Genomic DNA, 23,956 nt, shown 5'->3' with positions numbered 1-23,956 from the left:
CAGAACCGCCGTGGGCAAATGGGCTGTGCCAGACCAGCCGGGCGCCGGTCTGTTCAACGGGGTGCGGCTCGACCGAGCTTGGGTATCCGCCGAAAGCCGCCGCATGACGAACGGCATTCAGGGCATACCGCGGCTCAATCGGTGGGGGCTGCCTGGAGCTGATCGCGCAGCTTGAACTTCTGGATCTTTCCCGAGGGGGTGGCCGGCATGGCGGCCAGTACCTCGAGCCGCTCGGGGATGTACTGCGTGGTCAGCTTGTGCGCCTTGAAATGGGCGACCATGTCCTCGAAGCTCAGCGTCTGGCCAGGGCGGGGCACGACGAAGGCGCAGGCGCGTTCGCCCAGGCGCGCATCGGGGTAGCCCACCACGGCGGCCTGCGCCACGGCCGGGTGCTTGTAGAGCAGGGTTTCGACCTCGAGCACGGGGATGTTCTCGCCGCCGCGGATGATCACGTCCTTGCTGCGGCCCGTGATGCGCAGGTAGCCCTGCGCATCGATGCGGGCCTGGTCGCCGGTGTCGAACCAGTCGTCGGCGTCGGTGCCATTGAGGTGTGGGCGCTTGAGGTAGCCGCCAAAGTTCGAGCAGGCGCGCAGCCACAGCTGGCCGGTCTCGCCGGGCGGCACCGTGGCGCCGTCGGCATCCACCACCTTGATCTCGACGCCGGGCAGGGGCAGCCCGTCGGTGTTCACGGCGCGCTCGTCCGCGTCCTCGGGGCGAATCAGCGTGACGGCGCCGTTCTCGGTCATGCCCCAGGCCGAGACGATCTTGGCGCCCAGCGTCGCCCGTGCCTGCTCGACCAGGGGGCCTGGAATCGGCGCACCCGCACACAGGAAGGTCTTCAGCGTGGGCACCCCGGCCTCGCCCTGGCTCGCGCCGTCGCCGACCACGCGCGTCAGGTCGGCCAGGAAGGGGGTGGAGGCCATGGTGAAGCTGACCCCCTCGTCGCGGATGACCTGCGCCGCCAGGACCGGGTCCCACACGTCCTGCAGCACCGCGCGGGCGCCCAGCATGATGGGCATCATCAGCCCATACATGAAGCCCGTCTGGTGCGCCATGGGCGAGGCCATCAGGATCACGTCGTCCGCCCCCAGGTGCAGGCGCTCGGCATAGGCGTGGATGTTGGCGCTCACGGTGTTGGCCGTGTGCATCACGCCCTTGGGCTCGCCCGTGGTGCCGCTGGTGTACATCAGCTGCGTCACGTCGTCCGCCGTGGGGCGCGTGGCGCTGAGGATGCGGGCGGCCTCGGGGTCGCGCTCCCAGGCGGGCTCGGTCAGCGCGGCCTCGAAGCACGTGCCACCCGACTCGGTGCCACCGATCACCAGCAGGTGCTGCAGGTGCGGCAGCTCGGGGCGCAGGCCCTGCAGCATGGCCGCGTGGCCGAAGCCGCGAAAGGTCTGGGGCACGACCATGACGCGGCTTTCGGCATGGTTGAGCATGAAGGTGAGCTCGCGCTCGCGGAAGATGGGCATCAAGGGGTTGAGTACCGCCCCGATGCGCGCGCAGGCCAGGTACAGCAGCGTGAAGGGCCAGCCATTGGGCAGCTGGCACGACACCACGTCGTGCGCGCGCACGCCCAGCTGGTGCAGGCCCACGGCCATGCGGTCGGCCATGCGGGCCAGCTCGGCGTAGGTGAAGCGCGTGACCTCGCCGCTTGCCACGCGGTGGGCCGTCAGCGCCAGCTGATCCGGGCGCTCGCGCAGGCACGCATCCAGCGCATCGTTGATCGTTTGATCGCGCCAGTATCCGGCGCTCACGTTTCGTTCACGTCGAGAAGGGATCAATACGGCATCGAAGTTCATGCGGGTCTCCTGGTTGTGGGCATCTCGCTCGCGCGCGTCCGCCGTCCCCTGGGGACGCGGGGACAGGGTTGGGATCGGGTGGCGGCCTGCGGCCGGTGATGGCGGCGGTGGGGGTGTGGAACGGGCGCGGGTGCGCCGCGCGTCCGCCGCGGTGAGGGGCAGACGCCGGCGGGCGCCGCGGATCAGGCCGGCACGGCCTCGCGTCCGGCGCGGGTGCGCGCGATGATGGTTTTCATGATCTGCGCCGTGCCGTCGCCGATCTGGAAGCCCATCACGTCGCGCAGGCGCTGCTCCATCGGGCCGCGGTCGTAGCCGCCGTGGCCAAACATCAGCAGGCACTGGTGGATGCAGTCGTAGGCCAGCTTGGGCGCCCACCACTTGCACATGGCGGCCTCGGCGCTGTGGGGCAGGCCGCGGTCCTTGAGCCACAGCGCCTGCAGGCACATCAGCCGCGCGGCCTCGACCTGGGTGTCGAAGTCGGCCAGCGGGTGCGACACACCCTGGAAGGCCGACAGCGGTTTGCCGAAGGCCTCGCGCTGCGCGACGTGGGCCCAGGTTTCCTCCAGGGCCACGCGGGCCACGGCCAGCACCTGCAGGCCGATCAGGGCGCGCGAGAAGTCGAAGCCTTGCATGACCTGCACAAAGCCTTTGTTCTCCTCGCCCAGCCGGTGGTTGACGGGCACGCGCACGTTCTCGAAGAACAGCGAGCCGCGCCCGATGGCGCGCTGGCCATGGCAGTCGAAGCGGCTGCGCGTGATGCCCGGCAGGTCCATGGGCACCAGCAGCGCCGTGACGCCATGCGCGCCCGACGCGATGGTGCCGGTGCGGCCGAACACCACGGCGATGTCGCACTGGTCGGCGGCCGAGATCGAGGTCTTCTCGCCGTTCAGCACGTAGTGCTCGCCGTCGCGCTCGATCTTCAGGCGCAGGTTGGCCGCGTCCGAGCCGCCGCGTGGCTCGGTCAGCGCGATGGCGCACAGGGCTTCGCCCGCGATCAGCTGGTCCAGCCAGGGCTGCACCACGCTGCGCTCGCCATGCTGCGACAGGATCTGGCCGTTCAGCGACGCCAGCAGGTTGATGTAGCTGAGGGAGAGGTCGGCGCGCGCGATGGCTTCGTGGATCACGCCAGCGGCCAGGCAGCCCATGCCCTGGCCGCCGGCGGCCTCGGGCAGCTCGGGCGCGATGAAGCCCATCTCGCCCATTTCGCGCATCAGCGCACGGTCCAGCACGCGGGTGTCGTCGCGCTCGAGAAAGCCGGGGGCGATGCGCCGCGCGGCAAAGCGCGCGGCGTGCTCGGCCAGCGCGGCCAGGTCATCGTCGATGTAGGGGTTGTGGGTGAGGGACATGGCGTTCACCTTCTGGCGGGTTCACTTGGCGTACTTGCGGAAATCGGGCTGGCGCTTGTCCTTGAGCGCGTTCACGCCCTCGCGCGACTCGTCGGTGTCGTAGTACAGCTTGAGCGCGTACATGCCCATGCCGGCGATGCCGGCCTGGTGCGCCGTGTCCATGTTGAAGCTGCGCTTGGCGATGGCGATGGCCGTGGGGCTGCGCTGGCAGATGGTCTCGGCCCATTCCTGCACGGTGGCGTCCAGCTGTTCGTGCGGCACGCAGACGTTGGCCAGGCCCATGGCCACGGCCTCGGCGCCCGAATAGCGCTTGTTCAGGTACCAGATCTCGCGCGCCTTCTTCTCGCCCACCACGCGGGCCAGGAAGGCCGTGCCGTAGCCCGGATCGACCGAGCCCATCTTGGGCCCGACCTGGCCCATGATGGCTTTCTCCGAGACGATGGTCAGGTCGCAGATGGTGGCCAGCACGTTGCCGCCGCCGATGGCGTAGCCCTGCACGCGTGCGATCACGGGCTTGGGCACGTCGCGGATGGCGGTGTGCAACTCCTCCATGGGCAAGCCGATGGTGCCGCGGCCGTCGTAGTTGCCGTCGTGGGCCGACTGGTCGCCGCCCGTGCAGAAAGCCTTGTCGCCGGCGCCGGCCAGCACGATGCAGCCCACCTCGCGGTCGTAGCCGGCCTTGTTCAGCGCGCGGATCAGCTCGTCGCAGGTGGTGCCGCGGAAGGCGTTCATCTTCTCGGGCCGGTTGATCGTGATCCAGGCCACGCCGTTGCGGATCTCGTAGAGGATGTCTTCAAAGGTGCTGCTGTTCATGATGGTCTCCGGATTGAAGTGGGTATGAGGCGGTTGCCGATGTGAAATGAACGAGAAAGTGCAGATACTGTGTTTGGGATGGCCGAGGCTCAACCGTTCATGGTCAGGCCGCCCGAGACGCTGAGCACCTGGCCGGTGACAAAGCTGGCGTCGTCGCTGCCCAGGAAGGCGATGGCCGAGGCCAGGTCGTCCGCCTGGCCGAGGCGCCCCAGCGGGATGGCGCGCGTGAAGGCCTCGATGAGCTTGTCGGGGTGGGCGGCGCCCTGGGCCACGCCGGCCAGCAGCGCGGTGTCGGTCGGGCCGGGGCAGACCACGTTCACCGTGATGCCGTGTCGGGCGTGTTCGCGCGCCAGCGTTTTGCTGAAGGCCACCAGCCCGCCCTTGCACGCGGCGTACACGGCCTCACCCGACGAGCCGACGCGCGCGGCATCCGACGCCACGTTGACGATGCGGCCCGCCTTGCGCTGAGCCATGCCAGGCAGCACGGCAAAGTGCATGTTGAGCGCGCCCGTCAGGTTGATGGCGATGAGCTTGTCCCAGTCGGCGGGCGAGGTCTGGGTGAAGGGCTTGAACACGTCCCAGCCGGCGTTGTTCACCAGCACGGCGATGGGACCGAGCTGCTGCTCGGCGTCGGCCACGGCCTGCTGCACCTGGGCCAGGTGGGCGATGTCGCAGGTGAATGCCGCGGCCTGGCCGCCGGCGGCCCGGATGTCTTCGGCCACCTGGTGGGCGGCCGTGCCGTTGAGGTCGAACACCGCAACGCGGGCGCCTTCGGCCGCCAGCCGCCTGCAGGTTGCACCGCCAATGCCGCCGCCGCCGCCGGTGACCACGGCCGTCTTGCCATCGAATCGCTTCATCTTGCTGCTCCAGTGGGTGCCCCGGCCTCGGAATGCCCTAGGCTTGGGGCTGTCTGTGGCCCAGAACCGGGCCGGTGATTGCATTTATGGAAATATGTTGCCATATTTCAGGGATGCGGTGCAACCTTTTTCTTGATCAGTTCATGGCTGAAAACCTCAGTATTTCCCCTGAATCGTCGCGCATGGAACTCGCCAATCGCTTGTTCTTTCGTCTCTACCAATGTGCAAACATGTTGCATAAAACAGGCTCGCGGGCGGTGGAGAAGGAAGGCTTGACCACCCAGCAATGGGCGGTGTTGGGCGCGCTCTCGCGGCCGGCGGCGGCCCAGGGCATGGCGGTGGGCGAGTTGGCGCGCTACCTCATGGTCACGCGGCAAAACCTGACCGGCTTGCTCAGCCGCATGGCGCGCGATGGCCACATCGCGCAGACGCCCGACCCGGCCGACAAGCGCGCCAAGCTGGTGACGATGACGGCCTCAGGCCGGCGCGTGTGGCTGCACGAGGCCTCGCCCAAGATCGCGCAGTACTACGACGAGGCGCTGCAGGGCTTCTCGGTGAACGACCTGGCGCACACGCTGCACTACCTGCTCAAGCTGCTGGACAACATGCAGGCGATCGACGCCGCGCACGGCGCATCCGACCCGGCCGACGCCAGCGACGCCGGGGCCTGAAGGCCGATGCGACGGGCCGGCGACGCAGGGCCGCGGCGGTCACGCGCGCGAATGGCTGCGCCGCCCGGAGCCCGAGGCCATGGGCGCCGAGGCACGGCCTTCCTGGCTCGGGATCGTGGGGGGCGAGGGGCGGGCCGATGGGCTTCGGGCGCGATGACGGTATCCCGGGGCCGCAATGGCTGGGCCAGCCGGCAGTCTGAGTGCGGGAGCCGGTGCGGCGCGATCTGGCCGTGTGAACAACGGGCTCCGCAGCGGCCTTGCGCAAGCCCGGCGCCGGGGCTGTGAAGCGCTTCAGCGATGCGCTGGTTGCTCAGGCTCAGTCAGTGAACAACGATTTCATGGGGGTATGCTGCCGTTGTCGTTGATCAAAAATCGGCCATGCCGACATACCCCATGATGTCCAATGCGAGCTTGGCGGGCGGCGGGCGGCGGGCGGCGGGCGGCGGGCGGCGGGCGGCGGGCGACGGGCAGTGCGGCCCTGCGCCCTGGCCTCAGGCCGGTTTGGCTTCGGCCGCCTGCCGCGCCTGCGCATGGGCGGCGTGGGCGGCCTGGAAGTAGGCGCGGGGGTTGTCGACCAGGAAGCGCTGGATCTGTGCATCGTCCAGGCCGCGGGCCTTGAGCCGGGGCACAAAGTCGGTGAACAGGCCGGTGTGGGGCCGGGGCCAGGCATCGGTCTCGCGCAGGGCGTCGATCTGGGCCGTGCGCTCGGGGTCCGCCTCGAAGATGAACTTGCCGCGCCAGCCGCAGTAGGCGTCCTGGCTCAGCATCACGCGGTCGCCATGGCCGGCTTCGGTCAGCTTCACCACGTTGTCGGCGCGCAGGTCGTCCGAGCCGCGCCGCACCAGGCCGATGCGGTCGAAGCCCACGTACGAGCCGCGTGCGGCCAGGCCGCGGTGGTAGGCCGGGTCGTGGTTGCCGCAGCTGTGGCCGATCAGGCAGTGCTGCAGGGCCACGCCGCCGCCTTCGAAGATGTCCTGCTGCTCGGGCCCGCAATGGCCGTCCTCGGTGTGGGTGAGGATGGGCACGCCCGTGGCGCGCTGGGCGAGGGTGGCGGCCGTCAGCACGCGCTGTTCCAGCGGCGTGATGGTAGGCGCGCCGGTGGCGCACTTGATGATGCCGGCGCGGATGTCGGTGCCGTCGATGCCGTGCTCGATCTCGCGGATGTACAGCTCGGCGATCTCTTCCACGGGCATGTGGCGCCAGTAGCTCGGGATGCCGGCGGCTTCGTAATAAAAGCCCGTGGCGCAGATGATCTGCACGTCCGATTTCTCCGACACCTCGCGCAGCAAGCGCACGTCGCGGCCCAGCTCGATGGGGCAGGGGTCCACCAGCGTCTTCACCCCGAATTCGCGCAGGGCCTGCAGGCGCCGCACGGCGCGCTCGATGAACTGCGCGCGGTCGAAGGTGTAGCGCGGGTCGAACTCGGCGCCGGGAAAGGCGACGAAGATGTGTTCGTGCATCAGTGTCATGCCGAGCTCGTCGACACCGATGGCGCCGGTGACGGTTTGGATGGGTTTCATGCCGGGTCTCCTGGTGCGCCGGCACGCCGCGGTGCCGGCACTGTTGTGATCACGTCACATGGTTGGCGAAGCCGTGCCCACCCCATGTCGCGAGGAGGACGAGGGGCCATGGCCATGGCGCGAAGCGATCAATTGGCCAGACCGGTTGTCGATCCGTCAGGGTAAAACGAACCTGTTTGCATTATTTTTCGCCATAATTTCCGAGCTTTAGTAACTCTTTTGTCGAATTGGAGTGAGGTGTATGGAAAAGGCGTCCCTGTTTGCAAAGCGAATCGGCCCGCGGGCCGTGTTGAAAGCCCTGCCCGCCGTGCTGCTGGCCTGTGGGTTGGGCATGGCGAATGCGGCGATCTATGCGCCGGACGATTTTGCCGACAATGGCGGCACCGACCTCGAGACCATGGTCATGGTTAAAGATGGCAGCGGTCGGGTATTGATCGGTGGTGCGTTCACAGTGGTGGAAGGGCAGGCAGGCTATCAAGGCTTGGCGCGCTTCAATACCGATGACTCGCTGGACAACACACTGCAGGTTGCAACCAATCACTTCGTGAAGGCGATTGCCGTACAGGCCGATGGCAAGATCTTGATTGGTGGGGCTTTCACAGCTGTACGTCCCACGGGCAGCGCTGCCTTCACCACCTTTTGGGGTATTGCGCGCCTGAATGCCAACGGCACCCTGGACAGCAGTTTTCAGAATGCACCGGTTGGCCAGGTCAAGGCCAACAACAATGTGCGGGGCATTGCTGTGCAGCCTGACGGCAAGATCGTCATCGTGGGTTACTTCACGGCGATTGACGGGACCGCCCGCAGCGGCATCGCGCGTCTGAATGCGGATGGCACGCTGGACACCTCATTCAATGTGGGCACCGGCGCCAACGCTGGCGTTGAGGATGTGAAGCTTCAGGCCGATGGCAAGATTGTGATCGCGGGTTCGTTCACGGCGGTGAACGGCACCACCATCCGTGGTGTGGCCCGGCTGAACAGCGATGGCTCGGTCGACACCACCTTCGTGCCGAATGCCAACAACACGGCACAACCCAACGGCTCGCACAGCGGCTTGTTCCCTGTGTACCAGATTGCCATCCAGTCAGACAACAAGATCGTGGTCAACGGCGGCCCGCTCCAGTTCGCCGGTGAATGGCACCGCGGTGTGGTGCGCCTGAACACCGACGGCACGCCAGACAGCACGTTCAAGTCCTTCATCAACGACTGGGGTGCGGCTGTGGCGCTGCAGGATGTGGGTGGCGAGCAAAAGATCGTCGTGGGGGGCAGCTTTACCCAGGTCGGTGAGCGAGACGTCACATCGGGTGCGGCGATCGGTACCGATATCACGCGCCAGGGCATTGCACGTTTCAATGCCGATGGCACCGTGGACACGGATTTCGACACGTCCAGCGGCACCAACGCCTGGGTGTGGGCGGTGCTGCCTAACACCGATGGCACGGTGTACCTGGGCGGCAAGTTCACGAGCGTGGCTGGCCAGGCGCGACGCGGCATTGCCCGCCTGGCCGAGCTGGACCCGACGACGCAGCTCATCAACTTCAGCCAGCCCGAGCCGGGCGTGTACTCGGCGCTGAACGGTCCCAACGTGGCGTGGACGCCGGCGCCGCCCACCACCAGTACGGCGGGCATCGCGGTGACCTACACCAGCCTGACGCCGACGATCTGCTCGGTGAATCCGAGCACCGGTGCCGTGACGCTGCCCACGCCCGCCGTCAGCGGCACTTGCACCATCGAAGCGAATGCGCCTGCTGGTACGCAGGTCATTGGCGGCACGACCTACAACGTGAATCCTGCAACCCCGGTGCAGCAGAGCATTCAGATCGATGCACCGCCTGATCAGACCATCACCTTCCCGGCGCAAACCACCCCGCGCAACCTGGAAGATGGTGACTTCGAGATCGCTCCCGTGGCGACCGCCAGCTCGGGCCTGGCTGTGACCTACACCAGCCTGACGCCCAGCGTTTGCACCGTCTCGGGCACCACGGTGACGCCGGTGGCCGGTGGGGTGTGCACCATCGCCGCCAACCAGGCAGGTGGCAATGTCGGGAGCGTGTCCTTCGATCCGGCCCCGCAGGTGACGCAATCGGTCACGATCACGGCGGTGCCTGTGCCTGGGACGAACACGGCCAAGCCGGTGCCCACGCTGGGCACCCTGGGTCTGGGCCTGCTGGCCAGCCTGTTGGGCGTGATGGGCTTGCGCCGTCGCCGCGTGCAATGATCCGGTGAGGGCGTAAGCCCTTTGTTGGCCTGACACGGGGGTGCAGCGCAAGTTGCACCCCCGTGTCGCTTAGGCGTCAAGACAGGCTTGCGCGCAGGTAGACACGGACGGTGACCGGGCTCCTAACCCCATTCCACTCGCCGAAATGCCCCATGGCTTCGCCCCGCCTTGTGTGGGATGTCAACCACATCGGTCAAAAAATACGCATTTCGTGCGCTCATACGCCATAATCAGCCAGGATTTGTAAGTCTTTCATCCACAAGGAGAGGGTTGTATGGCAAGTGTTTCACCGTTCGCCACGCGCGCTGCCCGCGCGGGGATCTTCCGCAAAGCCGCATCGCCGGTGGCCGTGGCTGTTTTGGGGCTGTGCGCCATGGGCGGCGTGCAGGCCGCTACGCTGACCTGTGGCACGCCGTTGCGTGTGAGCACCGCATCTGCCGCTGATTGGACCACCGATGGCAAGTACGTGAGCGATCCAATGGGCCCGGTAGCGACCGTGCGGGACGACTTCCTGTGGTACGGCTACTTCGATCCTGCCGGTGTCACGCATGGCACGGGAACGGGTTCGCTGGAGGGCACTCCCGTGGAGGGCAAGTGGCTGGGCTTCGGTCAGGAGAACATGCAAGCAGGCAGCACGGGCAATCCGCCGTACCCGGCTGTGACCGTCGCGGGTGTTGTCGCCAACGGCGCCTGGACCGCAGGCCGTGTGACGTTCATCCGCGATGAGGTCATCACCGTTGCACCCAATGTGGACCTGTCGACCATTCGGATCGTCGGCACGGGCGGCGGCGACAACAATGCGCGCTTCGTGGTCAAGCCTGCCACATTGCCCGGGGGTGTGGCCAACACCACGTGGTTCAAGGAAACGAACATGCTGGGGGGGAGCTGGGGCTCGCCAGCCAACATCGATCTGAGTGGTGGCCTGGGCTTCTACTATGGCGACAACACCATCGGCTTTTCCACCTCCAGCGAAAGCACGACTGCGGTCCTGCCCACCGGTGTGGTGGCCGACATGGAAATCACGGCCGATTGCCTGACCGAGCCGGCTGCGCAGCCCACAGCCGCCCTGATTTGCCCGGCCGGCACGCCGGCTGGCGAGACGGTCCGCATTGGTCCGTTCACCACCAACGCCCGGGACTGGAAGTGGACCTGGCGCAACAACGCCGGTACGCTGGAAAACGTCGAGCAGCCACTGTTTGACGACTATCGCTATCGCAGCTATTTCGACCCCGCTGGCTTGCCGGCCGGCTCGGAAACGACCGCGCGTTGGATCAGCCCGGGCACCACAGATCCGGCGGGCGCTGACATCCCGGGCGTGCCCTATCCGGCAGCCACAGGTCAAGCCAAAGCGGGTTATCACGCTGCCGTGTTCCAAATGAACCAGCCCATCACTGTGGGCAACAACGTGTACCTGGACAGCATCAAATTGGATGGCCGATTTGGATTTGATGACTACGGCAATACCGTGTTTGTCCAGCCAACGGGCGAAGCGCCGGTGTTCGACAATTCCGGCTTGTACCTGCCGAACGGGTTTGGCGCGTTCGCAACAGCTACGACGCCTGCCATTCCCGGCTTCGCGCGTGGCCAGAACACCATTGGCTTGATGCTGGATGGTGGTCAGAACACCAACGACTGCGGTGGTGGCACGTGCGCGCTGGCGGCCATTGCCGACTTCTACGTGACGGCGACCTGCACCGGGGCCGATCCGACGCCGCCCGTCCAGCCGTCGAACGCCAAGCCCGTGCCCGCGCTGGACACCGCTGGCATCGGCCTGCTGGGTCTGTTGAGCGCCGGCCTGGGTGCCCTGGCCCTGCGTCGTCGCAACCGCGCAGCGCGCTGATGGCCTGATGACGCCAGGCTGTGGCCTGGCGTTTGAGGTCACCCAGCCGGCTTGAGTTGGCGGGTATACAAACCGCTTCGGGTGACCGAAGCGGTTTTTTCTTGCCTGCCGGGGATGCGCGGCCGGCTGGTGCCGATGGCACCGGCGGTGCCCATGTGCGTTGGCTGCCAGGGCCATGGGCGCGGCCGATAAAATCGGGCGCTTTGGCGCGTCAGTGCTCGCGGCGCCGACGCCCTGTGGGTTCTCTGCCGCCCGCCGCAGGCGCAGCAGCGTGTCAGGTCCTGCGGTTGCACCGGTACCTCGTCCGCTGGCGCACACGCGATTGGGTCTGTTGGCCGGGCGCTGGCAGCGCCAGGGCTGCTGGCCTTTTTCTTTGGTTTCACCTGCCGGCGATACCCGCCGGCCTTGTTTGCATGAACGCCCATCCCCCATCTTTTTTCAGCCGCCTGGCCATTGCGATGGGCAGCTTTTTCGCCATCGTGGGCAATGCCCAGTTGGCGGGCAACGTGGCCCGTCTGCGCAGCGGAGAGGCGCTGGTGGCCGACGTGCCCGCGCCCGAGCCGGTGATCACCGTGGTGGAGAAAATCGTCGAGAGGCCGGTCGAGGTGACGGTGGAAAAGCTCGTGGAGAAAGTGGTCGAACAGCGCGTGGAGGTGCCGGTCGAAGTCCGCGTCGAGGTGCCGGTGCAGACGGCGACCGCGGCGTACCAGCTGCTCGGCCTGTTGCAGCGCGAGGCGCGGTTCGTCGACTTCGTGCAGGAGGACGTGGCCGGCTACAGCGACGCCGAGATCGGCGCCGCCGCGCGCGTGGTGCACGCGGGCTGCCGCAAGGTGCTGCGGGATCACCTCACGCTGGAAGCCGTGCGCCCCGAGGCCGAGGGCAGCCGCATCACGCTGCAGCCCGGCTTCGATGCCGGCAGCACTCGCGTGAGCGGCAACGTGGTGGGCGAACCGCCGTTCACCGGCACGCTGACCCACCGCGGCTGGCGCGCCACGGAGGCCCGCCTGCCGCAGCTGGCCGACCCCGAGGTGGCCCGGGTCATCGCCCAGGCCGACGTGGAGCTGTGAGGTCCGGCCCGAGCCACGCTTGCGCAGCACCGTGGAAGCCGGCTGCTTGTCCCTCAATGACAAGCACTTTGCAGCATGGCGTTGTTCCCGTTTTATCTAGAACGGGTGTGGCGTGATACACCTGCCTGAAGTGCTGTGCCCTGGCGACGTCCCGGATCTGAGGACGGCAACACCACCGCGTCACGCCGCTGGGGCGCCCGCAGCGTGGCCTTGACCTGCGGCGTGCGCCCACCACGCCATCGCGCCGCCCGGCGGCGCCCACATTGGAACGAATGAATCACATGTCTGAGCAGTATGCCCCTGCTGCCGTTGAAAATGAAACGGCTTCCCCCCAATACACCCTTGGCATTGACCTGGGGACCACGCATTGCGCGCTGTCCTGGGTGAACCTGGCCCAGAGCGATGGCGAGCGCGTGGCCCAGGGCGTGCTGGCGGTGCCGCAGCTGACCGGGCCGGCCCAGGTGGAGGCCAGGCCGCTGCTGCCCTCGTTCAGCTACCTGCCGCACGAGAGCGAGTTCGCGCCGGGCGACCTGGGCCTGCCCTGGCCCGCGGATGGCGCCACGCCGGCGGCCATCGTGGGCGAGCTGGCGCGCGCGCGCGGCGCCGCCACGCCGATCCGCCTGATCGCCAGCGCCAAGAGCTGGCTGTGCCACCCCGGTGTGGACCGGCGGGCGCCCATCCTGCCGGCCGAGGCGCCGCCCGAGGTGGCGCGCCTGTCGCCGCTGGCGGCGTCGGTGCGCTACCTCACGCACCTGAAAGAGGCTTGGAACCAGGCCCACCCCGAGGCGCCGTTCGAGGCCCAGGACATCACCGTCACCATCCCGGCCTCGTTCGACCCCGTGGCGCGCGAGCTGACGGCCGAGGCGGCTCAACTGGCTGGTTACCGCCAGCTCACGCTGCTGGAAGAGCCGCAGGCCGCGCTTTACAGCTGGATTCAGGCCACGGCGGGCGGCTGGCGCAAACAGGTGCAGCACGGCGATGTGCTGCTGGTGGTGGACGTGGGCGGCGGCACGACCGACCTGTCGCTGATGGCCGTGCGCGAGCAGGACGGCAACCTGGCCCTGCAGCGCATCGCGGTGGGCGAGCACATCCTGCTGGGCGGCGACAACATGGACCTGGCGCTGGCCTACGGCGTGGCGCGCAAGCTGGCGCAAGAGGGCAAGCAGCTCGATGCCTGGCAGACGCGGGCCCTGGCCCACGCCTGCCGCGCGGCCAAGGAACAGTTGCTGGCCGACGCCAGCCTGCAGGCCGTGCCCGTGGTGGTGCCCAGCCGGGGCAGCAAGCTGATCGGCGGTAGCCTGCGCACCGAGGTGACGCGTGCCGAGGTCGACGCCATCGTGCTCGAGGGCTTCTTCCCGCGCGTGGCGGTGGCCGACAAGCCGGTGCAGCGCGCCCGCGGCGGCCTGACGCAGCTGGGCTTGCCGTATGCGCAGGATGCGGCCGTCACGCGCCACCTGGCCGCCTTCCTGTCGCGCCAGGTGGGCGCCGCGGGCGAGCTGGACGGGCTGGCCGCCACGGCGCAGAACGGTTCGTTCCTGCACCCCACGGCCGTGCTGTTCAACGGCGGTGTGCTCAAGGCGGCGCAGATCGAGGCCCGCCTGCTGGAGGTGCTGAACGGCTGGCTGACGCAAGAAGGCGCGCCGCCCGCGCGCCTGCTGGACGGCGCCGACCTGGACCTGGCCGTGGCCCGCGGCGCGGCCTATTACGGCTACGTGCGGCGCGGGCGCGGCGTGCGCATCCGGGGCGGCACGGCGCAGAGCTTCTACGTCGGTGTGGAGTCGAACATGCCGGCGATCCCGGGCATGGAGCCCCCCATCACGGCCCTGTGCCTGGCGCCCTTCGGCATGGAAGAGGGCAGCGACGTGGCGCTGGACGGCCAGGTGTTCGGCCTGGTGGTGGGCGAGCCGGTGCGGCTGCGCTTTTTCGGCTCATCCGTGCGCCGCAGCGACACGGTGGGCACACAGCTCGAGTTCTGGGGGCCGGAGGAGCTGGTCGAGCTGCAGGAGATCGAAGCCAACCTGCCGGCCGAAGGCCGCCAGCCCGGCGAGGTGGTGCCCGTCACCCTGCATGCGCGGGTCACCGACATCGGCACGCTGGAGCTGGCGGCCGTGCCCGTGGGCGGCAGCGAACGCTGGAAGGTGGAGCTGGACGTCCGCGCGCCCGCCACCGCGGGCGAGGACGCGCCGCAGGCCTGACGTGCGGTGGGCGCTGCGTTCGCGTGGCGCAGGTTTAGAGGTTGAAAGGCAGTATGCGCCGATTGCCGTTCACCAGAAAACGAAAATCGGTGCATACTGTCTTCGGTTTGTCTGGCCCAAATCGCGACTGTCTGAGCCAGGCCGGGGGCTCAGGGCTGAAAGTTCAGGCCATCCAGCGCTTGCTCGCGGATGCCCAGCTGCGCGCGGCTCTTGCCCGCCAGGCCCAAACCGGCAGATGGCTGGCCCGCGAGTGACCTGCGCGTGCTTCGTGGTCAGCCGTTGCGGTGGCCCGCAGGGCACGGTACAGATCCACACGCGCATGGCCGGCCCCCACGTGGATGGCGACCGTCGCCATGCCGTGCGAGGTCATGACCGAGGCGCATGGGCGCCCCCTTGGTCGACTCGGCGGCTGGGCCCGGATTCGCCATGCGCCAGCGGATCGTCGGCGCAGCGGCGAAAATACGGCCCCATGCAAGCAACCACTTTGGCGGATGACGCGTTGACCGATCACGCCGCCCACACCCCCGAAGCCGCGGCGCTGGCGGTCGAACACCCCAAGGCCTGGCTGGACGACGAGGCCGGCGCCGGCCACGCCGATGCGCCAGCCGGCGCGTCGCAGGCCCTCAGCGCGGACAAGCGCGTGAAGATCGAACGCGAGACGCACAAGCTCGAAAAGCGCCTGTGCCGCCTGGTGGGCCAGGCCATCGTCGACTTCAACATGATCGAGGAGGGCGACAAGGTCATGGTCTGCATGTCCGGCGGCAAGGACAGCTACGGCATGCTCGACATCCTGCTCAAGCTGCAAAAGCGTGCGCCGGTGAAGTTCGACATCGTGGCCGTCAACCTCGACCAGAAGCAGCCCGGCTTCCCCGATTACATCCTGCCCGAGTACCTGGGTAGCCTGGGCATCGATTACCACATCGAGACGCAGGACACCTACAGCATCGTCAAGAAGAACATCCCCGAGGGCAAGACCATGTGCAGCCTGTGCTCGCGCCTGCGGCGCGGCATCCTGTACACCGTGGCGCGCCGCCTGGGCTGCAACAAGATCGCGCTGGGCCACCACCGCGACGACATGCTGCAGACCTTCTTCCTGAACATGTTCTTCGGCGGCAAGCTCAAGGGCATGCCGCCCAAGCTGAATTCGGACAACGGCGAATTCATCGTCATCCGCCCCATGGCCTATGTCTACGAGCGCGACCTGGTGCGCTGGGCCGAGCACCGCGAGTTCCCCATCATCCCGTGCACGCTGTGCGGCAGCCAGGAAAACCTGCAGCGCAAGCAGATCGGCAACATGCTGCGCGACTGGGAAAAGCAGTACCCGGGCCGCATCAAGAGCATGTTCACGGCCCTGCAGAACGTGGTGCCCTCGCACCTCATGGACCGCGAGCTGTTCGATTTCCAGGGGCTGAAGGCCAACGGCCAGCCCGACGAGCACGGCGACAAGGCCTTCGATGAAGAGCCCCTGCCCAAGGAAGAAGGCCCGCTCGGCGGGGTGCAGGTGGTGCAGCTCTGAGGCAGTATCGGGTGCTGCCGATTGAAGGGCAATCGGCAGGCTCCGATACTCCGTGATTCATTGGGTGGAGCGGCCGCTGCACGGTGCCGTGATCGTGCGCGCTGCGGCGCCTTGCCAGGTGTCCAGTCCATGGTCTGTTGCGCCCGCCGCCACACCCTGGCGCGCATTCCTCTGGTCAACAGGGGCCGGGTTGTGGTCAAATCTCGCCCTTCAAGGGGGAGTAGCTCTCCCGCAGCGGGCGCCTTCAACAGGCCAGCCACTGCGGCGTTGACGGGTCGTCAGTACGAAGCCAGGTGCAGACCAATGGCTTCCGGCCCGCCGAGCAACCGTGCCAGCGGTTGTGAGCAAGACCTTTGAGCGACTGATTCACGTGGTCACTCAAAGGAAGCCTTTTCGCGTACGGGTATGTGCCTGTGTGCGTCCGATTTCCAATCAGTGAACATGCGTAGCAACACCCGCGGTGTCGCCAGGCACCGGGATTCAACCGAGGTTACTCATGGATTTGGACTTTCTCACCCACGCGCCGTTCTGGATCGCGCTCGGGCAGATCATCATCATCGACATCCTGCTGGGTGGCGACAACGCCGTCGTGATCGCGCTGGCCTGCCGCAAGCTGCCACCCGAGCAGCGCCGCAAAGGCATCATCTACGGCACCGCGGGTGCCATCGTCCTGCGCATCATCCTGATCGCGTTCGCCATGGTGCTGCTGCAGCTGCCCTTCCTCAAGATCGTGGGGGCGCTGCTGCTGGTGTGGATCGGGGTGAAGCTCGTCGCACCCGATGAGGAGAGCCACGACAACATCGAGGGCAGCGACAAGCTGTTCGCGGCCATCAAGACCATCATCGTGGCCGACCTCGTGATGTCGGTGGACAACGTGATCGCCATCGCCGGTGCCGCGCAAAGCTCGGGTGAGCACCAGTTCCTGCTCATCGTGCTGGGCCTGCTGATCTCCATCCCCATCATCGTCTGGGGCTCGCAGCTGGTCATCAAGCTGATGGACCGCTACCCCATGATCATCGTGGCCGGCGGCATGCTGCTGGGCTGGATTGCCGGCGGCATGCTGGTGACCGATCCGCTGCTGGTGGTGCCGGACCAGTGGACCTGGGCGCCCAAGCTGCTGGACTACAACGCCGAAACCAAGACGGCCGTGTTCAACTCGTCCATGCCCATGTACTGGATCGCGCACGTGGCCGGCGCCCTGCTGGTGTTGGTCCTGGGCAAGTGGGCTGCGTCGCGCAAGGCCCAGAAGGCCCCGGCACACAGCTGATGCCCGGGGAGCGCAGCATGCGCTCCCTGCCTTGCCAACAAACCGCCGGCTTGCCGGCGGTTTTTTCATGGGCGGTTGAATCCAGTATGACCGGCGTCTCGATCACCAAGAAATGCAAAACACGCCATACTGGCGCTTTGCCTGGAGGCTTCATGGTCAAACTCTTGCTGCGTTGGGTGTTGATGGCGGTGGCGTTGCTCGCCGTCTCCTACCTCTACACGGGGGTGCAGGTGGCCAGCTTCACCACCGCGTTGCTGGCGGCGGTGCTGCTGGGCCTGCTCAACGTCGTGCTGCGACCCATCCTGGTGTTGCTGACGCTGCCGGTCACGGTGTTGACCCTGGGGCTGTTCCTGTTCGTGGTCAACGCCCTGGTGTTTTGGGCCGCGTCCGGCCTGCTGTCGGGCTTCCACGTCAACGGGTTTGGCGCCGCCTTGCTGGGCTCGCTCATCTACTCGGCCCTGGGGTTGCTGGTGGATGCGGTGGTGCGTGGCGATTGACCCTGCACAGCCTTGGCGGCGCCCGCGCTGCACAGCCGTCGATCGGACGCCCCATCTGGGGCGCGGTCCGCGGGGCGACAGCCACCCGCATGGATTGACCCTGCCCCCCTTCAGTGAAGGGCCGGCGGACGCCAGGTTGCGGGGAAGGACCCCCGCGTGTGGGTGTGGCGAGGTGATGCGCCCGCCCCTTTGACAAAGCCCCGGGTGCGGGGCTTTGTCGTGGCGGCGGGCGGGGCGCGATGCCCCCGACGCCTGTGCTGCGCGGCATCGCCGGCTGGCGTCCGTCGGTCTCCCCGTCGGATTCCGCTCGCCGCCGATGCGGCCCTCAGCGCTGGCGCGCGTCGGCCTCGGCCTGCTGCCTGACCTTTTCGCTCGCGAGCTGGTAGCGCGTGTCGATGATGGACGCTTCGATGTGGTCGCCGGGCGAGCTGTGCGTGCGCTGGCGCGAGAGATCCCGCGCCGCCTGCAGGCGATCACGCGCGCCCTGCCAGTCGGCTTCGGCGATGCGGGCTTCGGCCTGCGCCCGCAAGGCGCGCAAGCGGTTGCCCTGCGCCTGCCAGGCCTGTGCCAGGGTTTGCCAGGCCAGCGCATCGTCCGGGTGGCTGGCGACCCAGCTCTGCAGCAGGCCGCTGGCTGCGGCCGCCTGGCCCGTGGCATGGAGGGCCATGGCCCGCCACAGCAGGGTGGCGCGGCTGTTCAACGCGTCATGCGGTGCAGCAACTGGGGGCGCCGGGCGGCGGCTTGGCTCGCCGGCCACGACGTCGGCGCCCAGCACGTCGGCGGCCGACAGGCTGCTGGACACCTGCCTGGGGGCAGGGGCGGGCAACAGCTCGAGCACGGCCCGGGCATCGCCCGCGCGCCAGGCCAGGTCGGCCTGCAGCAGCCGCGCTTGCGCCGCAACGGATTGGGCTGCTGCGGGCAGGGCCGCGTCTGGCCGAGCCTCCCCCGGCCGGGCCTCACCTGGCCGGGCCTGCAACAGCTCGGCCAGGCGCTGGGCCGTGGCGCGGGCGCCGGTCCAGTCGCGCAGGGCGGCCTGGGCCATGGCGGCCTGGTACAGGGCGGGTGCGCGCCGGATCAGCGGCTGCTGGGCAAAGCCGGTGTCCTGCGGGGCCCGGGCCCAGGTGCGCAACTCGTCGATGCCGGTTTCGGCCAGCACGCGTGCGCGCGCCGCCAGCAGCAGGTGCTCGAGGTCGTCCCGCACCGTCACCGGCTTGCCGCGCAGCGCTTGCCGCGATTGCATGTCGCCGATGCGTTCGGTGGTCAGCGGGTGGGTGCGCAGGTAGGGCCAGGCGCCGCTGTCGTTCAGGCGCGAGGCGGTCTGCAGGCGTTCGAACATGCGCACGGCGCCATCGGGCGCAAAGCCGGCCTGGGTCATCACGGCATAGCCGATGCGGTCGGCCTCGCGCTCCATGTCGCGCGAGAAGTTCAGGCTGTTCTGGATGGCTGCGGCCTGGCCGCCCACGATCAGCGCCTGACCCGCGGCCGGGCTTTTGCTGGCGGCGATGGCGCCTACCACCATGGCGGCCAGCATCAGCGGCGACACCCGCGATTGCTGGTCGATCGAGCGGGCGATGTGGCGCTGGCTCACGTGGCTCATCTCGTGGCCCATCACCGTGGCCAGCTCGTCGCGATCCTGGGTGGCGGCGATCAGCCCATATTGCAGGCCCAGGTAGCCGCCGGGCAGTGCGAAGGCGTTGACGGCGCGGTCGCGGATCTGCACCACGCGCCAGGCCATGCGGGCGTCAAGCTCGGGCGGCAGCTCGCCGCGCTGGCGCGCCGCGGTCAGCAGGCGCTGCCAGATCTGGTCGATGTAGTCACCCAGCACCGGGTCATCCACGGCGCTGGGGTCGCGGTAGAGCTCGCGCGCGATGCGGTCGCCCAGGTCGCGTTCCTCGGCCAGCGTCATGGCGCCGGCGTCTCCCAGCGAGGGCAGGTTGGGCGCGCGGGCCGGCGTTGACTGGGCCCAGCCCGGCGCCGGCACCAGCAGCAACGCGGCCAGGGTCAGGGCCAGCATGCGCTGGGCGGGGGAGTGGGCACGTCCTTGCATGGCCATGAGAGGTCGGTGTGGGGGCAAAGTTCCGGCTGTGAGGGATGTGGGTGTTGAAAGGATATGGGGTATGCCTTCATGGTCGTTCATGGTTGAACGAGAATGTGGTCATACTGCTATTGAAGCTGGCGGGCTAGGTGCTTGGCCTGTCGCCTGTCGCCGGCGTGGCAGCCGAATCGCCCCGAGGCGGCGGCGCAGCCCGGCCGGTTGGGGCCAGGCTGCTCCACCCCGGCGAAGGGCACGTCAGGCGGTTTCGCTCAGCGCATCGCTCAGCGCATTCACCAGGCGGTCGATCTCGGGCTTTTCGACGATGAAGGGCGGCGCGAGCTGAATCGTGTCGGCTCCATAGCGCACGTAAAAGCCCTTGGCCCAGCACTTCATCGCGATCTCGTAGGGGCGCTTGGCGGGCTCACCGGGCACGGGGCTGATCGTCAGCCCGGCAGCCAGGCCGTAGTTGCGGATGTCGGCCACGTGTTTGGCGCCCTTGAGGCTGTGCACCGCCTGCTCGAAGTAGGGCGCCAGCTCGGCCACGCGTTGCACCAGCTGTTCCTGCTGCAGCAGCTGCAGGGCGGCCAGGCCGGCCGCACAGGCCACGGGGTGGGCCGAGTAGGTGTAGCCGTGCGGCAGCTCCAGCATGTAGTCGGGACCACCGGCGTCCATGAAGGCCTGGTAGATCTCGTGCTGCACCATGACGGCGCCCAGCGGCTGGGCGCCGTTGGTGATCTGCTTGGCCAGCGTCATCAGGTCGGGCACCACGCCAAAGGCCTCGGCGCCGGTCATGGCGCCGCAGCGGCCAAAGCCGGTGATGACCTCGTCGAAGATCAGCAGGATGTGGTGGGCCGTGCAGATCTCGCGCAGGCGCTGCAGGTAGCCCACGGGCGGAATCACCACGCCGCCCGAGCCCGAGAAGGGCTCGACGATGACGGCGGCGATGTTGCTCGCGTCGTGCAGCGCGATCAGGTCCAGCAGGCGATCGGCGAGCGCAGCGCCCTCCTGCGGCTGGCCCTGGATGAAGCTGCCCAGTGGGGGCTGCGTGTGCGGCAGGAAATCGGCCTGCACGCCCTGGCCGAACAGCTTGCGGTTGCCGCCGATGCCGCCGACCGAGATGCCGCCGTAGTTCACGCCGTGGTAGCCCTTTTCGCGGCCGATCAGGATGGTCTTGCTCGCCTGGCCCTTGGCGCGCCAGTAGGCGCGGGCGATCTTGAGGGCGGTGTCGGCCGATTCGGAGCCCGAGCTGGTGAAGAAGGCGTGGTCCAGCCCGGCCGGCGTCACGGCTTTCAGCGTGTTGGCCAGCTCGAACGACAAGGGGTGGGCGAACTGGAAGGCGGGCGAGTAATCCAGCGTGGCGGCCTGCCGGCCCACGGCTTCGGCGATTTCGCGCCGGCCATGGCCCAGGCCACTGCACCACAGGCCGGACAGGCCGTCGAACACCTTGCGGCCGGCGGCATCGGTGAAGTAGGCGCCGCTGGCCGCGGTGATGATGCGGGGCTCGGCCCGGAACTGGCGGTTGCCGGTGAAGGGCATCCAGTGCGCGGACAGCCAGTCGGCGTCGCTGCGCACAGCGGGGTGCAAAGGGTCGGTGACGGTGTTCATGGAAACGTCCTGTGGAATCGGGGTGGCGCGGCGGTGGCGGGGGCGCGCGCCTCAGGCACCGTCCCGCGCATCGGCCGGGGATGATGCGCGGTGGGCCAAGGCTACCCTAGAGCACCTGGAGGGCGCCAGTCTCCAGGTAGTGCTGGAACTCGTTCTTGGCGAGGATGGCGGTCTGGCCCTGGCCATCCTCTTTCCAGGACAGCACCATGCTGGCGATGGCTTCGGTCACCTCCAGGTCCTGGCCGGCGGCGATGGTTTCCAGCGCGCCGTCGCCGATGCGGTGCTGCACGTCGCTCACCACGCGCACGTGGAAGGGGGTGGGTTCGGCGTCGCCGGTGGGGGTGGGTTGGGTCATGAAATCCTCCAGATCAAGTTGACGATGAGGTGGGGGGATGGCCCCGGGCCATGCCGTGTGGCTGTGCGCTTCAGCGGGCTCAGGGCCGCTGGCTGACGCCTGAACCCTGGGACTTGCCCACGCCCAGGTCGATGGTGCCGTAGACCGACACCCCGCTGGGGGTGTTGTCGGCGCCGTGGGAAGGCTGTGGCGTGACGCCGCAGCCGGTCAGCCAGGCGGCTGCCGCCATGCTGGCGGCGATCAGCAACGGTTTGATGAACATGTGCACTCCTTGCGCAAGCGGTGCGACCACGACGGATGGGGCACCGGTGCAGCCACTGAGTATGCCGCCTGAGTGCACGGGGGCGCCGAGCGGGGCTTTTGGACGGGCGGGCCTGTTCGGCAGGCCGTTCCGAGGTGTCAGGTGGGTGCAGGCGGGCGGCATGCGCCGTGTGCTTGTGGCGCTCAGGGCCCTGGACGGTGGCAGGAGATTCCGGCTCTTGCAGCGCGATGCCCGCGTCGGCGTGCAGCCTTTGGCGTGCATCCGACAAGCCAGGCCGGGTTGCTTGCGGAAAGGAGACGTTGGGGTGGAGAGTTTGTGCAGTATGGGGTGAATCTCGTTGTTCAACGGACGAGAATTTGCCCATACCCCAGATAAGGTGGCCTGTGGATCAGGCGCTTGAGATCACATCGGGGCCTTTGGCCGGATTCAGCGGCTCAGCGGCCGTTGCTCGATGAGGACGATGCGCCAAGGGGTGAAGGTGATTTGGGTAGTATGGTGACGCTTCCGTTGTTTGAATAACGGAAACAGCACCATACTGCGGCCAAAAATGGCGGATCAGGCGCCCCAGATCACGCCTTTGCCTTCGGCCAGGCTGAGTTCGAGCAGGTGGATGAGGGGCGTCACGCGCTGCGAGAACAGCACCGTCTCGGCCTTGCCCTGCTCTTCGGCCACCTGCACCGCCACGTCGTCGATGCCCGCGTGGTGGTGGCCCGCCTTGCCGGCGGCACGCTCCTGCTCCTGCCGCGCGACTTCCGCCCGCAGGGCGCTGATGGCGGCGGGGATCTGCTCCACCGTGATGATGCCCGGCGCGCCGGCACCCTTGCCGATCACGTCCAGGATGTGTTCGGCCGGCCCCTGGTTCATGATCACATCGGCTCCGGCGGGCGACTTGAATTTGTAGAGCATGCGGTTCTCCTCATTGGTCAAGGTACAGGCCAGGATTGTGGCGTCAACTGGCTGACCACAAGGTAGCACAGCCCCGGCCGTTGACCCTGAAACCAGGCTGAAAACCGGGGTGGCCAGCTGCCCGCGGCGGCAGCCCGTCACACCCAGAGTGGGGGCTGGTCCATGGCCTCGCACTGCTCGCGCAGGGTGACGATCTGATCGCGCCAGTAGTCGTCGCTGCCGAACCAGGCAAAGGCCTGTTGAAAGGCCGGGTCGCTCTGGCGCTGCGCCAGCCAGCAGCTGTAGTGCAGCAGGCGCAGGCTGCGCAGCGGCTCGATCAGGGCCAGCTCGCGCCGGTCGAACGGGCGCACCTGCTCGTAGCCCTCGATCAGCACCGACAGCTGCAGCGTGCGCTGGGCGCGCTCGCCCTGCGCCAGCATCCACAGGTCCTGCACGGCGGGGGCGGTGCGGGCGTCGTCCAGGTCGACGAAATGCGGGCCGGCATCGGCGCCGTCGCCAGGGGTCCAGAGGATGTTGCCGGGGTGGCAGTCGCCGTGCGTGCGCAGCTGCCGGATGCCGCCTTGGGGCGAGCCGGCGTCGCCGCACAGGGCGGGGTGCTGCGCCACGCGGTCCAGCATGTCGCGGCAGGTGCGTTCCCACTCGGCGCGCTGGCCGGGCGTCACGGCGTCGTGGCTGAGCAGCCATTGCAGGGGCTGCACGCCAAAGCTGTCCAGGTTCAGCGCCGGGCGGCTGGCAAAGGGCTGGCGCGCGCCCACATCGTGCAGGCGGGCCAGCAGCCGGCCGGTCCACTCCAGCACCTCGAGGTCGTCGAGCTCGGGCGTGCGACCGCCCCGGCGCGGGCTCACGCTGAAGCGAAAGCCATCGATGTGGTGCAGGCTCTGCCCGGACCAGCGCAGCGGCGCCACCATGGGCACCTCGGCGTCGGCCAGTTCCTGCGCAAACGCGTGTTCCTCGAGGATCTGGGCCTCGCCCCAGCGCTCGGGCCGGTAGAACTTGAGCACCACGGCGTTCACGTCGGGGTGGTCGGGCGCGGGCCGCTCCAGGGGGGCCAGGTAGACGCGGTTTTCGTAGCTGGGCAGGGCGCTCAGGCGCCCGTCGCCGAACAGGCCCACCTGGGCCATGGCGTCCTGCACCAGATCCGGCGTGAGCCGATCGAAAGGATGGGGTGGGTTCATGGTGCAGCCGTC

General features: G+C 68.2%; 19 protein-coding genes. 8 read left to right on the top strand and 11 right to left on the bottom strand.

Annotated elements, in window-relative coordinates; genetic code table 11:
• Nucleotides 1-134: 134 nt before the first annotated feature.
• The 4 genes from aliA to badH form a co-directional block, all read right to left on the bottom strand.
• The gene (gene aliA / locus CCO03_RS18840) at nt 135-1,799 is read right to left on the bottom strand and encodes a cyclohexanecarboxylate-CoA ligase (RefSeq protein WP_087283593.1); all 1,665 of its coding nucleotides are present in this window, start codon (nt 1,797-1,799) and stop codon (nt 135-137) included.
• A 182-nt stretch (nt 1,800-1,981) separates the two neighbouring features.
• A complete protein-coding gene (aliB, locus tag CCO03_RS18835; RefSeq protein ID WP_087284937.1) occupies nt 1,982-3,145 on the bottom strand; it encodes a cyclohexanecarboxyl-CoA dehydrogenase in 1,164 nt (387 codons plus the stop codon).
• A gap of 21 nt (nt 3,146-3,166) precedes the next feature.
• On the bottom strand, nt 3,167-3,958 hold the full coding sequence (gene badI, locus CCO03_RS18830) for a 2-ketocyclohexanecarboxyl-CoA hydrolase (protein WP_087283591.1): 792 nt from the start codon (nt 3,956-3,958) through the stop codon (nt 3,167-3,169).
• An 89-nt stretch (nt 3,959-4,047) separates the two neighbouring features.
• Complete coding sequence (badH, locus tag CCO03_RS18825) at nt 4,048-4,815, bottom strand: 2-hydroxycyclohexanecarboxyl-CoA dehydrogenase (RefSeq protein WP_087283589.1); 768 nt, start codon at nt 4,813-4,815, stop codon at nt 4,048-4,050.
• A gap of 182 nt (nt 4,816-4,997) precedes the next feature.
• On the opposite strand from badH, the gene CCO03_RS18820 reads away from it, so the two are divergent.
• Entirely contained in the window at nt 4,998-5,486 is a 489-nt protein-coding gene (locus CCO03_RS18820; protein ID WP_087283587.1) for a MarR family winged helix-turn-helix transcriptional regulator, read from the top strand.
• Nucleotides 5,487-5,977: 491 nt separating this feature from the next.
• Here CCO03_RS18820 and CCO03_RS18815 read toward each other — a convergent pair whose 3' ends face one another.
• Entirely contained in the window at nt 5,978-7,006 is a 1,029-nt protein-coding gene (locus CCO03_RS18815; protein ID WP_087283585.1) for a phosphotriesterase family protein, read from the bottom strand.
• A 241-nt stretch (nt 7,007-7,247) separates the two neighbouring features.
• Here CCO03_RS18815 and CCO03_RS18810 point away from each other — a divergent pair, with 241 nt between their 5' ends.
• The 7 genes from CCO03_RS18810 to CCO03_RS18780 all read left to right on the top strand — a co-directional run bounded on the left by CCO03_RS18810 (nt 7,248) and on the right by CCO03_RS18780 (nt 17,606).
• A complete protein-coding gene (locus tag CCO03_RS18810; protein ID WP_087283583.1) occupies nt 7,248-9,224 on the top strand; it encodes an IPTL-CTERM sorting domain-containing protein in 1,977 nt (658 codons plus the stop codon).
• A gap of 274 nt (nt 9,225-9,498) precedes the next feature.
• Nucleotides 9,499-11,064 carry a hypothetical protein gene (locus CCO03_RS18805; protein ID WP_157667802.1) on the top strand — a complete coding sequence of 522 codons (1,566 nt, stop codon included), beginning with the start codon at nt 9,499-9,501 and terminating at the stop codon, nt 11,062-11,064.
• A 413-nt stretch (nt 11,065-11,477) separates the two neighbouring features.
• Nucleotides 11,478-12,131 carry a DUF2760 domain-containing protein gene (locus tag CCO03_RS18800; RefSeq protein ID WP_087283580.1) on the top strand — a complete coding sequence of 218 codons (654 nt, stop codon included), beginning with the start codon at nt 11,478-11,480 and terminating at the stop codon, nt 12,129-12,131.
• Between the two features lie 281 nt (nt 12,132-12,412).
• A complete protein-coding gene (locus tag CCO03_RS18795) occupies nt 12,413-14,326 on the top strand; it encodes an Hsp70 family protein (RefSeq protein ID WP_087283578.1) in 1,914 nt (637 codons plus the stop codon).
• A gap of 469 nt (nt 14,327-14,795) precedes the next feature.
• Nucleotides 14,796-15,842 (top strand): tRNA 2-thiocytidine(32) synthetase TtcA, encoded by a 1,047-nt coding sequence (gene ttcA, locus CCO03_RS18790; protein ID WP_087283576.1) that lies wholly within the window; start codon nt 14,796-14,798, stop codon nt 15,840-15,842.
• 496 nt (nt 15,843-16,338) lie between these two features.
• Nucleotides 16,339-17,109: a TerC family protein gene (locus CCO03_RS18785; protein WP_087283574.1), complete on the top strand. Its 771-nt coding sequence runs from the start codon at nt 16,339-16,341 to the stop codon at nt 17,107-17,109.
• Between the two features lie 152 nt (nt 17,110-17,261).
• Complete coding sequence (locus CCO03_RS18780) at nt 17,262-17,606, top strand: phage holin family protein (RefSeq protein WP_087283573.1); 345 nt, start codon at nt 17,262-17,264, stop codon at nt 17,604-17,606.
• A 325-nt stretch (nt 17,607-17,931) separates the two neighbouring features.
• Here the strand turns inward: CCO03_RS18780 and CCO03_RS18775 are convergent, their stop codons facing one another.
• From CCO03_RS18775 to CCO03_RS18750, 6 genes are all read right to left on the bottom strand, one after another.
• Complete coding sequence (locus CCO03_RS18775; RefSeq protein ID WP_236903941.1) at nt 17,932-19,659, bottom strand: M48 family metalloprotease; 1,728 nt, start codon at nt 19,657-19,659, stop codon at nt 17,932-17,934.
• Between the two features lie 237 nt (nt 19,660-19,896).
• Nucleotides 19,897-21,246, bottom strand: a complete 1,350-nt coding sequence (gene aptA / locus CCO03_RS18770; RefSeq protein ID WP_087283571.1) for an omega-aminotransferase AptA — start codon at nt 21,244-21,246, stop codon at nt 19,897-19,899.
• A 106-nt stretch (nt 21,247-21,352) separates the two neighbouring features.
• Nucleotides 21,353-21,601: a hypothetical protein gene (locus CCO03_RS18765; protein WP_087283569.1), complete on the bottom strand. Its 249-nt coding sequence runs from the start codon at nt 21,599-21,601 to the stop codon at nt 21,353-21,355.
• A gap of 79 nt (nt 21,602-21,680) precedes the next feature.
• Nucleotides 21,681-21,863 carry a hypothetical protein gene (locus CCO03_RS18760; protein ID WP_087283567.1) on the bottom strand — a complete coding sequence of 61 codons (183 nt, stop codon included), beginning with the start codon at nt 21,861-21,863 and terminating at the stop codon, nt 21,681-21,683.
• A gap of 555 nt (nt 21,864-22,418) precedes the next feature.
• On the bottom strand, nt 22,419-22,769 hold the full coding sequence (locus CCO03_RS18755) for a DUF1840 domain-containing protein (protein WP_087283565.1): 351 nt from the start codon (nt 22,767-22,769) through the stop codon (nt 22,419-22,421).
• Nucleotides 22,770-22,906: 137 nt separating this feature from the next.
• Complete coding sequence (locus CCO03_RS18750; RefSeq protein ID WP_087283562.1) at nt 22,907-23,944, bottom strand: serine/threonine protein kinase; 1,038 nt, start codon at nt 23,942-23,944, stop codon at nt 22,907-22,909.
• Nucleotides 23,945-23,956 lie beyond the last annotated feature (12 nt).

Origin of the sequence: Comamonas serinivorans (assembly GCF_002158865.1) — a bacterium.
Lineage (GTDB): Bacteria > Pseudomonadota > Gammaproteobacteria > Burkholderiales > Burkholderiaceae_C > Comamonas_E > Comamonas_E serinivorans.
This window is presented reverse-complemented; position numbering and strand designations above follow the sequence as displayed.

What these genes read in the sequence shown, in the direction of transcription:
- aliA (WP_087283593.1), bottom strand. Translation starts at nt 1,799, where the DNA reads ATGAACTTCGATGCCGTATTGATCCCTTCTCGACGTGAACGAAACGTG.
- aliB (WP_087284937.1), bottom strand. Translation starts at nt 3,145, where the DNA reads ATGTCCCTCACCCACAACCCCTACATCGACGATGACCTGGCCGCGCTG.
- badI (WP_087283591.1), bottom strand. Translation starts at nt 3,958, where the DNA reads ATGAACAGCAGCACCTTTGAAGACATCCTCTACGAGATCCGCAACGGC.
- badH (WP_087283589.1), bottom strand. Translation starts at nt 4,815, where the DNA reads ATGAAGCGATTCGATGGCAAGACGGCCGTGGTCACCGGCGGCGGCGGC.
- CCO03_RS18820 (WP_087283587.1), top strand. Translation starts at nt 4,998, where the DNA reads ATGGAACTCGCCAATCGCTTGTTCTTTCGTCTCTACCAATGTGCAAAC.
- CCO03_RS18815 (WP_087283585.1), bottom strand. Translation starts at nt 7,006, where the DNA reads ATGAAACCCATCCAAACCGTCACCGGCGCCATCGGTGTCGACGAGCTC.
- CCO03_RS18810 (WP_087283583.1), top strand. Translation starts at nt 7,248, where the DNA reads ATGGAAAAGGCGTCCCTGTTTGCAAAGCGAATCGGCCCGCGGGCCGTG.
- CCO03_RS18805 (WP_157667802.1), top strand. Translation starts at nt 9,499, where the DNA reads ATGGCAAGTGTTTCACCGTTCGCCACGCGCGCTGCCCGCGCGGGGATC.
- CCO03_RS18800 (WP_087283580.1), top strand. Translation starts at nt 11,478, where the DNA reads ATGAACGCCCATCCCCCATCTTTTTTCAGCCGCCTGGCCATTGCGATG.
- CCO03_RS18795 (WP_087283578.1), top strand. Translation starts at nt 12,413, where the DNA reads ATGTCTGAGCAGTATGCCCCTGCTGCCGTTGAAAATGAAACGGCTTCC.
- ttcA (WP_087283576.1), top strand. Translation starts at nt 14,796, where the DNA reads ATGCAAGCAACCACTTTGGCGGATGACGCGTTGACCGATCACGCCGCC.
- CCO03_RS18785 (WP_087283574.1), top strand. Translation starts at nt 16,339, where the DNA reads ATGGATTTGGACTTTCTCACCCACGCGCCGTTCTGGATCGCGCTCGGG.
- CCO03_RS18780 (WP_087283573.1), top strand. Translation starts at nt 17,262, where the DNA reads ATGGTCAAACTCTTGCTGCGTTGGGTGTTGATGGCGGTGGCGTTGCTC.
- CCO03_RS18775 (WP_236903941.1), bottom strand. Translation starts at nt 19,659, where the DNA reads ATGGCCATGCAAGGACGTGCCCACTCCCCCGCCCAGCGCATGCTGGCC.
- aptA (WP_087283571.1), bottom strand. Translation starts at nt 21,246, where the DNA reads ATGAACACCGTCACCGACCCTTTGCACCCCGCTGTGCGCAGCGACGCC.
- CCO03_RS18765 (WP_087283569.1), bottom strand. Translation starts at nt 21,601, where the DNA reads ATGACCCAACCCACCCCCACCGGCGACGCCGAACCCACCCCCTTCCAC.
- CCO03_RS18760 (WP_087283567.1), bottom strand. Translation starts at nt 21,863, where the DNA reads ATGTTCATCAAACCGTTGCTGATCGCCGCCAGCATGGCGGCAGCCGCC.
- CCO03_RS18755 (WP_087283565.1), bottom strand. Translation starts at nt 22,769, where the DNA reads ATGCTCTACAAATTCAAGTCGCCCGCCGGAGCCGATGTGATCATGAAC.
- CCO03_RS18750 (WP_087283562.1), bottom strand. Translation starts at nt 23,944, where the DNA reads ATGAACCCACCCCATCCTTTCGATCGGCTCACGCCGGATCTGGTGCAG.